10 protein-coding genes and 1 pseudogene are annotated in these 12,716 nt (G+C 70.7%); 9 read left to right on the top strand and 2 right to left on the bottom strand.

What is annotated here, in order from left to right; genetic code table 11:
• Positions 1 to 27: 27 nt before the first annotated feature.
• Positions 28 to 1,056, bottom strand: coding sequence for a LacI family DNA-binding transcriptional regulator (locus AC0VXQ_RS10490; RefSeq protein WP_058730359.1), 1,029 nt, complete (start codon positions 1,054 to 1,056; stop codon positions 28 to 30).
• A gap of 1,155 nt (positions 1,057 to 2,211) precedes the next feature.
• Complete coding sequence (locus AC0VXQ_RS10485) at positions 2,212 to 2,964, bottom strand: nuclear transport factor 2 family protein (RefSeq protein ID WP_165590105.1); 753 nt, start codon at positions 2,962 to 2,964, stop codon at positions 2,212 to 2,214.
• A gap of 21 nt (positions 2,965 to 2,985) precedes the next feature.
• Here AC0VXQ_RS10485 and AC0VXQ_RS10480 point away from each other — a divergent pair, with 21 nt between their 5' ends.
• From AC0VXQ_RS10480 to AC0VXQ_RS10440, 9 genes and pseudogenes are all read left to right on the top strand, one after another.
• Entirely contained in the window at positions 2,986 to 3,270 is a 285-nt protein-coding gene (locus tag AC0VXQ_RS10480) for an ArsR/SmtB family transcription factor (RefSeq protein ID WP_242650393.1), read from the top strand.
• A 164-nt stretch (positions 3,271 to 3,434) separates the two neighbouring features.
• Positions 3,435 to 3,593, top strand: a pseudogene (locus AC0VXQ_RS10475) (ISL3 family transposase); the annotation flags it as partial.
• A 154-nt stretch (positions 3,594 to 3,747) separates the two neighbouring features.
• A complete protein-coding gene (locus AC0VXQ_RS10470; protein ID WP_058730361.1) occupies positions 3,748 to 5,058 on the top strand; it encodes an ISL3 family transposase in 1,311 nt (436 codons plus the stop codon).
• A 123-nt stretch (positions 5,059 to 5,181) separates the two neighbouring features.
• Positions 5,182 to 6,696 carry an amino acid permease gene (locus tag AC0VXQ_RS10465; RefSeq protein ID WP_058730362.1) on the top strand — a complete coding sequence of 505 codons (1,515 nt, stop codon included), beginning with the start codon at positions 5,182 to 5,184 and terminating at the stop codon, positions 6,694 to 6,696.
• A 171-nt stretch (positions 6,697 to 6,867) separates the two neighbouring features.
• On the top strand, positions 6,868 to 7,854 hold the full coding sequence (locus tag AC0VXQ_RS10460) for a helix-turn-helix transcriptional regulator (RefSeq protein WP_475528657.1): 987 nt from the start codon (positions 6,868 to 6,870) through the stop codon (positions 7,852 to 7,854).
• Positions 7,851 to 8,267: a (R)-mandelonitrile lyase gene (locus tag AC0VXQ_RS10455; protein WP_231377001.1), complete on the top strand. Its 417-nt coding sequence runs from the start codon at positions 7,851 to 7,853 to the stop codon at positions 8,265 to 8,267. The genes AC0VXQ_RS10460 and AC0VXQ_RS10455 overlap by 4 nt, the downstream gene beginning before the upstream one ends.
• Before the next feature lie 67 nt (positions 8,268 to 8,334).
• Positions 8,335 to 9,357 (top strand): zinc-dependent alcohol dehydrogenase family protein, encoded by a 1,023-nt coding sequence (locus AC0VXQ_RS10450; RefSeq protein WP_058730364.1) that lies wholly within the window; start codon positions 8,335 to 8,337, stop codon positions 9,355 to 9,357.
• 153 nt (positions 9,358 to 9,510) lie between these two features.
• Positions 9,511 to 10,848 (top strand): M20 family metallopeptidase, encoded by a 1,338-nt coding sequence (locus AC0VXQ_RS10445; RefSeq protein ID WP_081046329.1) that lies wholly within the window; start codon positions 9,511 to 9,513, stop codon positions 10,846 to 10,848.
• Between the two features lie 259 nt (positions 10,849 to 11,107).
• A complete protein-coding gene (locus tag AC0VXQ_RS10440; protein ID WP_064725076.1) occupies positions 11,108 to 12,610 on the top strand; it encodes a YeeE/YedE thiosulfate transporter family protein in 1,503 nt (500 codons plus the stop codon).
• Positions 12,611 to 12,716 lie beyond the last annotated feature (106 nt).

Here is a 12,716-nt window from a genome sequence, read left to right as displayed (position 1 = left end):
CGGCCCGGCGGCGGGGCCGTTCGCGGCTCAGCGGGCCGGGCCGGCCGTGGTCGAGCGCTCGATGATGGTCGTGGGCACGAGCACTTCGTGCCGGGTCCCGGCGTCGTCCGCGATCAGCCGGATCGCGAGGTCCGCACCACGCGCGCCGATGTCGCCCACCGGCTGTCGCACCGTGGTGAGGCCGAGGTCCTTGGCCAGGGGATGGTCGTCGAAGCCGATGACCGAGATGTCCTCGGGGATGCGGATCCCTCGTTGGCGCAGCCTGAACATGATGGGGATCGCGAGCTCGTCCAGCTGCACGAAGATCGCCGTGGGCCGAGGGCGCCGGGCGAGGAGTTCCGAGACGGCATGCTGGGCGGCATCGGTGACCAAGGGCGCCGGCAACCGGACCATCGACACGGACGCGAATGGGGCCCGTGTCCGGATCTCGTCATGAAAGCCGGTCCAGCGGGCGTCCGAGCTCCACGAGAGCCCGCGGTGGCCGGGCTCCGGGCCGACGTAGGCGAGTGTGTCGTGTCCGAGTTCGAGGAGGAGGCGGGCCACGTCCCGACCGGCCGCGGCGTCGTCGATCGACACGTTCGTGTGTCCCGGCGTGAGCATGTTGAGTAGAACGATCGGCATGCCGAGCCGTTGCAGGATCGCGAACTCGTCCGGGCTGAGGTTGAACGACGTGACGAGCATGGCGTCGGCATTACGGCGGGCCGGAAGGGTCTCGAAGAACTCGCGGCGCTCGCTCGTGTCCCGGGCTCGGTACACCGTGAGGTCCAGATGGTGCTCATGTATCACGGTGTAGGCGCCGTTGATGATCTCCGAGGTGAACCACTGGTTGAGACTGCCGCCATTGAGCAGGGCGATATGCTCCGTTCTTCCGGAGGCGAGGCTCGACGCGCTCTTCGTGAGGCTGTACGACAGGGCGTCGGCCGCTGAGAGGACCCTGGCGCGGGTCGGGCCGCTCACCAGCGACGGTCGGCGCAAGGTTCGCGATACGGTCGCCGTCGATACCCCGGCTAATCTAGCGACGTCGGCGATCGTCGCGATCGGTCGTTTCTCCGTCATGACTGAATGTTTACCCGACTACGAATGTGAAATTCCCCAGTGCCCTGCTTCGCCGATCCCGCATCGGATTGTCGGTGGGATGTCCACGGTGCAGGGACACCATGTCGGACCACCGTGGGTGTCATCATCGAAAGAGTGATCAGCGTCACTTAACTGATCGCAGTGTAGCGCCCCCGGGGGTCATCAACAAGTTGCCGTCGGGCGGACGGTTGCTGAGGGTGCCGGGCACGTCGGTGGCGGGGGCCACGGCGCCGTGAGGCGGACGGCCCTGGCCGGAATGGGGCATACGGGCCCCTACCGGATCGATCTCTGTCGCTATCCGGGCACTTATCGTCGGCGGCGTGCGGAGGCACCGACATTCTCCCAGGTCAGGCAACCATCACTTCGCGGACGCGTCGTGACGACGGGGATTATGTCCCGCTCCGCGACACCACATCGAGTCGCGGACCTCGACATCGTGACGACCGGCCGCCCGGACCGGACGTTGAGCGGTTCGGGGCGTGATGTGCTCCGATCCGGCCGGAGTGGTGGTGACGCCGGCCACCGGCGAGGGCTCGGTGTGCGGCCAGCGGTGCCACGCCGTAGCGCTCGGCGAGGAGGTCTCCCAGGAACCGGGCGACCTGGCAGGAGACCAGGGTGTCCTGCGACGGCTCATCGAGCGCCGTCTGTTCCCGGTCAGGCACGCCGCCGGTCAGCGCGCATCACCTGCGTCAGGAGTTCTCCCGGGGCCGGGGCCTCGCCCCGTCTGTGGCCCTCGACGACGTTTCCTCCGACGTGTACCCCGGCACGCCCCACGCACTGGTCGGCGAGTCCGGACCGGGCAGGACGACGACCGGCGCCAGTGTCGCCGAGTTCGACAAGCTCACCTCGAGATCGATCCGAATCGACGGCGCGGAGGTCGCACAGGGCGCGTCCTGATGCATCGGGCTGACGACCGTGACGGCTCATGTCCTCCGCATTCTTCGATGGGGGACCCGGTGGGAGAGTCGCGCTCCCGTCGCTGCCACGGTTTCGGAGCGCGAAGATCACTCCGCCTGCGATGAGTACCTCCGCTCGTCCCCTCGGCCCTCGCGAGTCGGGCTCCGACGGAGGGAACCCTGCTCTGTGGTTGTCCTCAGGAGGGGCCTGCAAGACGGGCCTGGGGGACACGCGACACTAGCGCGATCGTCTCGGCTGGATGTACTCGAAGACCGTTCCATCGGGATGTCTGGCAACGAGCCTCGGGCCGTTGGGCCCGTCCGCGGGACCCTCGATGATGTGGCCGCCGCCCGAGACGACGATGTCCGCAACGACATCGATGTCGTCGACAGCGAGGGTGGCGGAATGTCCACGCACCGCGCTCAGGGCGTCGGAGGGGCCCGAGATGAGCAGGAACGACCCGACCTTGGCCACATTGATGCGTCCATAGGTGAAGCGGTGCGCCGACTCGCCGGTCAGGCGTTCGTAGATCGGCAGTGCCGCGTCGATCGAGTCGGACTCCACTCGTGCCAGGACGCCGCGCACCTGCCCCGGGTGTCGTGGATCCGGGCGCACCTCGAGGTGGCGAATGAGCCCTGCGGCGTCGAGCTCGGCGACGTCGGTGCCCTGGAGCGCGAAGACCTCCCCGGTGACGCGACGTCCCGATACGGCCCACAACACCTCGACGCGCGAGCCGTGCGTGGTGGAACTCCACGCGTGGTGCAGCTCGACGTTGCGGTCGAAGAACGCCCGGAAGAACCCTCGGACGCCCGCGATGCCGTGCACTATCGGGCCGTGGGCCGTCTCGATCACGGCGTCGGCCGGGAACAGGGCCACCAGTCGCTCGAAGTCCTCGGTGTCCTTGCCCGCCGTGTCCGAGAGCCGGAAGTAGTCGTCGAGCGTGGTGGTCAGGGCGTCATGTCTTTCATTAGACGATTGGCTAACTGTCAAAGTGACTGTAGCCTGCCCGGTGTGCGCGACACGCATCACCCCGCACCCGACGACCTGGACCTCGCTGCGGTGCTCCACGGACTCAGCGACCCGGTCCGCCTCGACGTGGTCCGCCAGCTCGCCGACGGCCAGCCCCACAGTTGCGGCAGCATCGACACGCCGCTCACCGCACCGAGCATGACCCGCCACTTCCGCATCCTGCGCGAGTCGGGGGTCATCCGTGTGCGGCCCGTCGGCCGGCAGAAACTCCTCACCCTGCGATCCCTGGACCTCGACGCGCGATTCCCCGTGTCAATGCCGCGTTGAAGTGTTCCCGTTTTTATGGACGGTCGTTTATGGGCTCATCCGAATCCGGGGTGTAGTGGCTGGTGGTAGTTGGCCGTGACACGCCGAGAGCGTCGGTGGCTGGGTAGAGGTCGAGGCCTCCCGATGATGGAAGTTCTCACACTGCCCATCCGGAAGACCTCGACGTGCTCGACGCTACCTTCGACGACCCTGACCTGACGACCTTCACGCGCCTGAACGAGCTCGGCCTCGTCGTGACCGGACAGCGCCTCGACCCCGCGCGAGCAGTCCTGGCGTGCCGCGTGGTGGGCAGCGACACTGACCGCTGGTGCCGGCGATGCGGGCTCTTCGCAGTTGAGGGTGTAGGGGCCACTCGTCCGCCACGCCACTGACTGCCACGGCGGAGATCTGAGCCAACCCGGCGCGTCGCACCCCGGACACACGTCGAGGCCTTCCGAAGATGGAAGCTCCTACACAACCATCCAGAAAGACCTCGACGTGCCCGACGCTACCTTCACCGCGCCCGACCTGACCACCTTCACACGCCTGAACGAACTCGGCCTCGAAGCCGTCGGACAGCACCTGACCGACGACCACGCGGTCCTGGTCTGCCGTGTCACCGAACCCGACGACTGGTGCCACCAGTGCGGGGCCCACGGCGCCCCCAGGGACACCGTGACCCGTCGCCTGGCCCACGAACCGTTCGGCTGGCGACCCACCACACTTCTCGTCCGGGTCCGCCGATATCGCTGCCCGGAGTGCGGGCACGTCTGGCGGCAGAACACCGACGCCGCCGCCGAGCCCAGGGCCAGGCTCTCCCGGGCCGGACTGCGCTGGGGACTGGAAGGCCTGGTCTGCGAGCACCTGTCCGTATCCAGGGTCGCCGCATCGTTGGGCGTGTCCTGGCACACCGCGAACCACGCCGTCCTCGCCGAAGGCCGGCGCCTGCTGATCGACGACCCGACCCGGTTCGACGGCGTCACCATCATCGGCGTCGACGAGCATGTGTGGCGGCACACGAGACGCGGGGACAAGTACGTCACGGTGATCATCGACCTCACCGGCGTCCGGGAGCACCGCGGCCCGGCCCGACTGCTCGACATGGTCGCCGGCCGGTCGAAGGCCGTGTTCAAGAGCTGGCTGGCCGGGCGCCCCGAGCAGTGGCGGGACCGGGTCCAGGTGGTGGCCATGGACGGATTCACGGGGTTCAAGACCGCGGCCGCCGAGGAACTGCCCGACGCGGTGGAGGTCATGGACCCGTTCCACGTGATCCAGCTGGCCGGGGATGCCATGGACCGGTGCCGGCAGCGCGTCCAGCAGGAGACCTGCGGGCATCGTGGCCGGGCCGGGGAGCCGCTCTACGGGCTGCGCCGGACCCTGCATACCGGCGCCGGCCTGCTCACGGCCAAGCAGGCGAGCCGGATCGACGTGGTGCTCGACGACGACTGGCACAGCGCGGTGGCGGCCGTCTGGGGCGTGTATCAGGACATGGTCGCCGCGTACCGCCGCGAGGACCGCTCCGGGGCGAAGACCGCGATGCGACACGTGATCGACTCGCTGGGCGCCGGCGTCCCGGAGGGTCTGGACGAGCTGCGCACCTTGGGGCGCACCCTCAAGCGGCGCGCGGCCGACGTGCTGGCGTACTTCGATCGTCCGGGAACGTCGAACGGTCCGACCGAGGCCATCAACGGGCGTCTGGAGCACCTGCGGGGCATCGCCCTGGGCTTCCGGAACCTGACCCACTACATCGCTCGGGCACTGCTGGAGTCCGGGGGATTCAGACCGGCGCTACACCCTGGATTGCGATGAGCCGGAAAACCGCCGGAAACCTCTCCGGGGGTAGCCTGGATCACCGTGGGCCACCACCCCATATGCTGAGGGAAGCATTCGACCGGTCGGCGTGCGGCGTCGGCCCCCACGGAAGGCCCAGCCATGACCGAATCCCCCGCGAGCACCCCCGACGCCGCGGCGTCCTCCGGGCGCGTCCCGGCCGACGTCGCCAGCGGTGAGAACGAAGGCGGGCTGGCCCGCGGGCTGCACAACCGCCACCTGCAGCTGATCGCGATCGGCGGGGCCATCGGCACCGGCCTGTTCTTCGGTTCCGGGCAGACCATCCACCTGGTGGGTCCCGCGATCCTCCTGGTCTACGGGCTGATCGGCTTCATCCTGTTCCTGGTGATGCGCCAGCTCGGGGAGCTGCTGCTGTCCAACCTGCACTACAAGACCTTCGGGGACATCGCCAAGGACCAGATCGGGCCGTGGGCCGGGTTCATGGTGGCCTGGAACTACTGGCTGTCCTGGGTCATCGGGTGCGTGGCGGACCTCGTGGCGATCACCGCGTACGTCCAGTACTTCTGGCCCGAGGTGTCCGTGTGGCTGCCGGCCGTGGCGACGGCGCTGGGCCTGATCCTCCTGAACCTGCAGCCGGTGCGCGCCTTCGGGGAGACGGAGTTCTGGTTCGCGATCATCAAGATCGTCACGATCCTCGCGCTGATCGTCGTCGGCATCATCCTGGTGGCCACCGGCTTCCGCAACCCGGCCGGGCAGGAGGCGCAGGTCGCGCACCTGTGGAACCACGGCGGCTTCTTCCCCACCGGCTTCCACGGCTTCCTGATGGGCTTCCAGCTGGCGATCTTCTCCTTCATCGGGGTGGAGCTGGTGGGCACCACCGCCGCGGAGACGGAGAACCCGCACCGGAACCTGCCGCGCGCGGTCAACTCCATCGTGCTGCGCATCGCGATCTTCTACATCGGCTCCCTCGCGGTGATCATGATGGTCACCCCGTGGGATTCCATCGACCCCGCCCAGAGCCCGTTCATCACGATGTTCGGCAACGTCGGCTTCGCGGGGGCGGCCTTCGTGGTGAACCTCGTGGTGCTGACCTCCGCGGCCTCCAGCGCCAACTCCGGGGTGTACTCCGCGACCCGCATGGCCTACGGCCTGGCCAAGGACGGGCACGCCCCGCGCTGGCTGCGCTTCGCCTCCTCCCGCGGGGTGCCGCGCAACGCGGTCTTCTTCACCACCGTGTTCCTGTTCGCCTCCGTGCCGGTGCTGCTGGCCGGGGACGCCCTCACCCAGGCGTTCACGATGGTCAGCTCCCTGTGCTCGGCGTACATCCTGTTTACGTGGGGCACCATCGTCGTCAGCTACATCCTGTACCACCGGCGCCACCCCACCCACCACGAGGCCTCCCGCTTCCGGGTGCCCTTCCCCAAGGTCACCCCGTGGATCTCGCTGGCGTTCTTCGCGTTCATCGCCTGCTGCCTGGCGCTGTCCCCGGACACCCGGGTGGCGCTGTACGTCAGCCCCGTCTGGTTCGGGTTCCTGGCGGTCATGTGGCAGGTGGTCAAGCGCCGCCTCATCTCCCAGGACCGGCCGCTGACCGCCGAGATCCCGACGGTCACCGCGGAGCAGATCCGCAAGCAGTTCTCCGAGCACCTCGACTGACGCGCCCCTTCCCTTCCCGTCCCTTCTCTGCGCAAAACGGGAGATGCTTCTTATAACTGGGCGCTACACGTCCCGATATGGGAAGCATCTCCAGTTTTGCGGAAGAGGAGGAGGTGGGGTGCCCTGTCAGGGTCTCCCTCCGGGCGCCCGGTGCGGCTTAGCCTCGAAGACATGGACCAATCCGCCGAGATCCGCGAATTCCTCTCCTCGCGGCGCGCCAAGATCACCCCGGAGCGGGTGGGCCTGCCCGCCGGGCCCGGTCCCCGCCGGGTGCCGGGGCTGCGTCGCTCCGAGGTGGCGCAGCTGGCCGGGATCAGCGTCGAGTACTACACCCGCCTGGAGCGCGGCGCCCTGGCCAGCGCCTCCCCGGCGGTGCTGGACGGGCTGGCCGCGGCCCTTCAGCTCGACGACGCCGAGCGCGCCCACCTGCTGGACCTCGCCCGCCCCGCCGAGCGCACCCGCTCCCCGCACTCCCGGGATCCCGGCCGGGGCGGCGTCGGGCCCGCGCCCGTGCGCCCGGCCCTGCAGCAGATGGTGGATGCGATCACCGGCGCCGTCGCGTTCGTGCGCGACGAGGCCCAGAACATGCTCGCCGTCAACGCCCTGGGTCGGGCCTTCTACGCCCCGGCCATCGGCTCCGTCGGCGCCCTGCCCAACCTGGCCCGCTTCCAGTTCCTGGACCCCGCCAGCCGGACGCTCTACCCGGAGTGGGAGACCATGGCCCGCATGTGCGTGGGCATCCTCCGGGCTGACGCCGGCCGGAACCCGCATCACCGCGGCATCCAGGAGCTGGTGGGGGAGCTGTCCACCCGCAGCGACCTGTTCCGCACCCTGTGGGCCGCCCACGACGTGCGGGTGCACGGCAACGGCCTCAAGCGCTTCGACCACCCCGAGGTCGGGCGGCTGGAGCTGGTCTACGAGGAGCTGGCCGTGACCGCGGACCCGGGGCAGGTGCTCTACGTCTACTCCGCCCCGGCCGGCTCGGAGGCGGATCAGAAGCTGCGGCTGCTGGCCTCGCTCGCCGCGACCGACGCGGCGGCCGACGCCGCGCAGCAGGCCGCCGAGCGGCGGGGTGTGGCGAAGCATCAGGGCACCGGGCAGGTCGCCGGGAATCAGACCAACGGGAACCAGACCATCGAGAACCAGAGGAAGGCATGACCATGGCACACCGCGTCATCGAGCACGGGGCGACGACCAAGAACCCGCCGGAGAACTTCACGGGGGACGTGTGGGTGGACCCCATCGCCGTCCCCCAGGAGGAGGGCCAGCGGATGGTCGTCGCGAAGGTGCGCTTCGCCCCCGGCGCGCGCACCGCCTGGCACTCCCACGCCCACGGGCATACCCTGCACGTCACCGATGGCGTCGCCCTGTTCGGCACCCGCGACGGCGAGGTGCTGCGCGCCCTGCCCGGGCAGACCGTGTACTGCCCCGCCGGGGAGGAGCACTGGCACGGGGCGGCCCCGGAGCACTTCATGGAGCACCTGGCGATGCTGGAGAACGCCGAGGACCCGTCGACCACCACCACCTGGCTGGAGCACGTCAGCGACGAGGACTACGTCCGCCGCCCCTGACCCCAGACGGGGCACCACAGAAGTGCGGCTTACGGCCGCGATCATCCACAGCTGAAGGAGAGCCATCATGCGAGGAGTCGTCCTGCACGGCGCCGGAGACGTCCGGGTGCAGCAGCGCCCGGACCCGAGGATCGAGGACCCCAAGGACGCCGTCATCCGGATCGAAGCCGCCTGTGTGTGCGGTTCGGACCTGTGGCCCTACCGCGGGGACGACCCCGGTGAGGACCTGCCCATGGGCCACGAGTACGTGGGCGTCGTGGAGCAGGTCGGCGATGAGGTGAGCACCCTGACCCCGGGGGACTGGGTGGTCGGCTCCTTCGTCATCTCGGACAACACCTGCGAGATCTGCCGGGCCGGGTACCAGTCCCGGTGCGTGCACGCCGTGTTCGTGCACGGGGAGATCGGCACCCAGGCGGAGAGGGCCCGCATCCCGTGGGCCGACGGCACCCTCGTGCGTCTGCCCGGGGAGCCCGACGAGGACCTCATCCCGTCCCTGCTGGCGGCCTCCGACGTGCTGGGCACCGGGTGGTTCGCCGCCGACGCCGCCCAGGCCGGGCCGGGGAAGACGGTGGCCGTGGTCGGCGACGGCGCCGTCGGCCTGATGGGCGTGCTCGCGGCCCGTCAGCTCGGGGCCGAGCGGATCATCGCCATGTCCCGGCACGAAGACCGGCAGGCCCTGGCCCGCCGGTTCGGGGCCACGGACGTCGTCGCCGAACGCGGGGACGACGGCGTGGCGCGGATCAAGGAGCTGACCGACGGGCTCGGCGCGCACAGCGTGATCGAGGCCGTGGGCAACCAGGGCTCGATGATGCAGGCCATCCGCAGCACCCGCCCCGGTGGGCACGTGGGGTACGTGGGGGTCTCCCACGACGTCCAGCTGCCGGGGGATGAGCTGTTCTTCGGCCTGATCCACCTGCACGGCGGGCCCGCCCCCGTGCGTCGGTTCCTGCCGGACCTGATCCGGCGGATCTGGGACCGGGAGATCGACCCGGGGAAGGTCTTCGACCGCGTCCTGCCGCTGGAGGAGGCCGCCGAGGCGTATCGGCTGATGGATCAGCGGGAGGCCGTGAAGGTCATGCTCCGCCCCTAGCCTTCTCCCCCTCTCCCTCTCCCACCCTCTACCCTCCGCAAAACGGGACATGCTTCCCATATCCGGGCGCTACACGTCCCGATGTGGGAAGCATGTCCCGTTTTGCGCCGGGAGGGGAGAGGAGGGCGCACAGCGGACTGATAGCGTTTTCCCATGGGAGACGCATCACATCCGTACCTGGAGATCCTCGAGCGACGCACCGCACGGCGTCGGGAGACCGCCCAGCACCACCTCGCCCCGCACGACGGCGCCCCCGCGGCCGTCGTCGACGCCCTGGAGCGCGCCGTCGATGCCCAGGAGGGCGAGCTGACCGCCATCCTGCACGACCTGCACGAGCACCCGGAGACCGCCTTCCGGGAGCACCACGCCGCCGACGTCGTCGTGGGCCACCTGGCATCCCACGGGATCGCGGCGCAGCGTCCCGCCCACGGGCTGGACACCGCCGTGCGCGCCGAGGTGCGCTCGCAGGACTTCGACCCGACGCGGGACCGCACCGTCGGCATCCTCGCGGAGTACGACGCGCTGCCGGAGATCGGGCACGGGTGCGGGCACAACGTCATCGCCGTGGCCGGGCTGGGGGCGTTCACCGCGCTCGCGGACCTGCTGCGCGCCGAGCCCCGCGCCTTCCGCGGGCGGGTCGTCTTCCTCGGCACCCCCGCGGAGGAGGGGCAGGCGGGCAAGGAGCTCATGGCCCGGGACGGCGCCTTCGACGATCTCGACGCCGCCGTGATGGTCCACTCCTACTTCACGGACACCGCGGACCAGGCGTGGCTGGGGCGCCGGGACTGCCGGGTGCGCTTCACCGGGCGGGCCGCCCACGCCTCCTCCCACCCGTTCCTGGGACGCAACGCGCTGGATGCGGCGAGCCTGGCCTACCAGGGGATCGGGCTGCTGCGTCAGCAGACCCCGCCCACCGACCGCATCCACGCGGTGATCACCGAGGGCGGCAGCCAGCCGAACATCATCACGGAGTCCGCGCAGATGCTGCTGTATGTGCGCTCCCAGGACCCGGAGACCCTGGCGGAGCTGTCCGCGCGGGTGGAGCAGGTGCTGCGCGGGGCCGCGATGATGGCCGGCGTCGAGGCGCAGGTGCGGTGGGATGAGGCGCCGGCGACCCTGCCGGTGCGCTCCAACGGGCCGCTCACGGATCGGTGGGTGCTGGCCCAGCGGCGTCGGGGGCGGGACCCGTACCCGGGCGGGACGGTCTCCGAGGTGCTGGCGGCCTCCACGGACTTCGGCAACGTCAGCCACCGGGTGCCGGGCATCCACCCGCTGATCCGGGTCTCGGCCGACGGGGTGGGGCTGCACACCCGGGAGTTCGCCGTCGCCGCGGGCACCCCCGACGCCGAGCGGGCCGGGATGGACGGGGCCTTCGGCCTGGCCTGCGCCGCCCTGGACTTCCTGCACGACGACGCCCTGGCCGCCGCGGTGCGCGAGGACTTCGAGCGGGCCGGCGGCTTCGCGACGGCGCAGGACTACTTCCGGTCGTGAGCGCCCCCGCCCGTCGCCCATCACCTCGTCTCGGGACGGGTTCGTCGCTTCGGGACCGGAATATCCCGTCCCGAAGCGACGAACCCGTCCCGAATCTCCTGTCGGGCGGGGCTGCCCACCGCTGCGTTGCGGGAGATGACCGCCGGCGTCGTCGTGTCCCCGGATGACGCGACCCTCGACGACGCCGCGACCGCCCGCGTAGCTTCGGGCCAGGCCCGCGATCGGCGGGCCACCCACTCGCGACGGAAACGGGGCACCCATGATCCTCACCGGACTCGGCATCGGCATCCTCCTCGGCATCATCATGCAGCGCGGCCGCTTCTGCGTCACCGGGATGCTCCGGGACATCTTCCTGCAGCGCTCGTGGCGCGGGTTCACCGCCCTGCTCGTGGTGATCTCCGTGCACGGGCTGGGCCTGGCACTCCTCACCGCCACCGGGGCGATCACCCCCGAGTACCCGGCCTTCGCCCCGGCGGCCGTGGTGATCGGCGGACTCGTCTTCGGCCTCGGCATCGTCCTGGCCGGCGGCTGCGCCTCCGGCACCTGGTACCGCTCCGGGGAGGGGCTGGTGGGCTCCTGGGTCGCGCTGGCCCTGTACGCCACCTCCGCGGCCGTGATGAAGTCCGGTCCGCTGAGCGGCTTCACCACCTGGATGAAGTCCGGGACCACGGGGCTGACCACCATCCCGGAGGCCCTCGGCCTGCCCGCCTGGGTCTTCGCCGTCGGTCTGGCCGTGATCACGGCGCTCGCGGTGGCCCGCTACCGCCGGGCCGACGCCGCCCGGCCCCGTCCCGCGCGCCTGGACGGGCGCCCGACGTGGCAGCGCCCGCTGGGACTGTGGAGCGCCGGGATCCTGGTGGGGCTGCTCGGCGTCATCGCCTGGCCGCTGTCCGCCGCGACGGGACGCAACGACGGTCTCGGCATCACCACGCCGTCGTCCAACCTCATGGGGTTCCTCATCACCGGGGCGCCGCAGAAGCTGGACTGGGGCGTGCTGTTGGTGCTCGGCCTGCTCGCGGGTTCGTTCCTCGCGGCCAAGGCCACTGGGGAGTTCCGGGTGCGGGTGCCCGACGCCCAGACCACCGTCCGCGCGGCGGCCGGCGGCGTGCTGATGGGCGTGGGCGCCTCCCTGGCCGGCGGCTGCACCGTCGGTAATGGCATGGTGCAGACCGGCCTGTTCACCGTGCAGGGTTGGGTCGCGCTGGTCTTCATCGCCCTGGGCGTCGGCCTGGGCGCCAAGCTGTGGCTGGCCCCGGTGCGCGACCGGCCCGCCGCCACCGGGGCCGGCGCCGGGTCTGAGGCTGAGGGCACCTACACCACCGCGCAGAGCCTGGATCAGGCCCTGCCGGAGGAGGACCGGGAGGCGACGTCGGCGGGGTCCGTCCCCGCTGCCCCCGCCGGGCCCTCCGTCGGCGCTCCCGCCGCCGCGTCGACCGCGTTCGCGGGGATCGCGATGGCCCCGGGCGGCGTCGGGGTGCTGCAGCGGCTCGAGGAGAAGGAGCAGGTGCGCGACCTCGGTGACGGCCGCTACGCCCTGGACTCCCTCGGCGCGGTCTGCCCCTTCCCGCTGCTGCAGGCCCAGCGGGTCATGGGTGAACTGTCCGCCGGTGACAGGCTGGTCATCGACTTCGACTGCACCCAGGCCACCGACGCCATCCCCCAGTGGGCCGCCAAGGACGGGCACGCCGTGGAGGACTTCCGCGAGACGGGCTCGGCGAGCTGGCAGATCACCCTGCGCAAGGGCGGGGCCGCCCGGGCCTGAGCTCTCAGCCCTGTTCTCCCATCTCTCCGATCGATTCGGGACGGATTCGTCGCTTCGGGACCGGAATATCCCGTCCCGAAGCGGCGAACCCGTCCCGAATCTGGTT

Source organism: Rothia sp. QJM3NY_36 (assembly GCF_056173115.1).
This window is presented reverse-complemented; position numbering and strand designations above follow the sequence as displayed.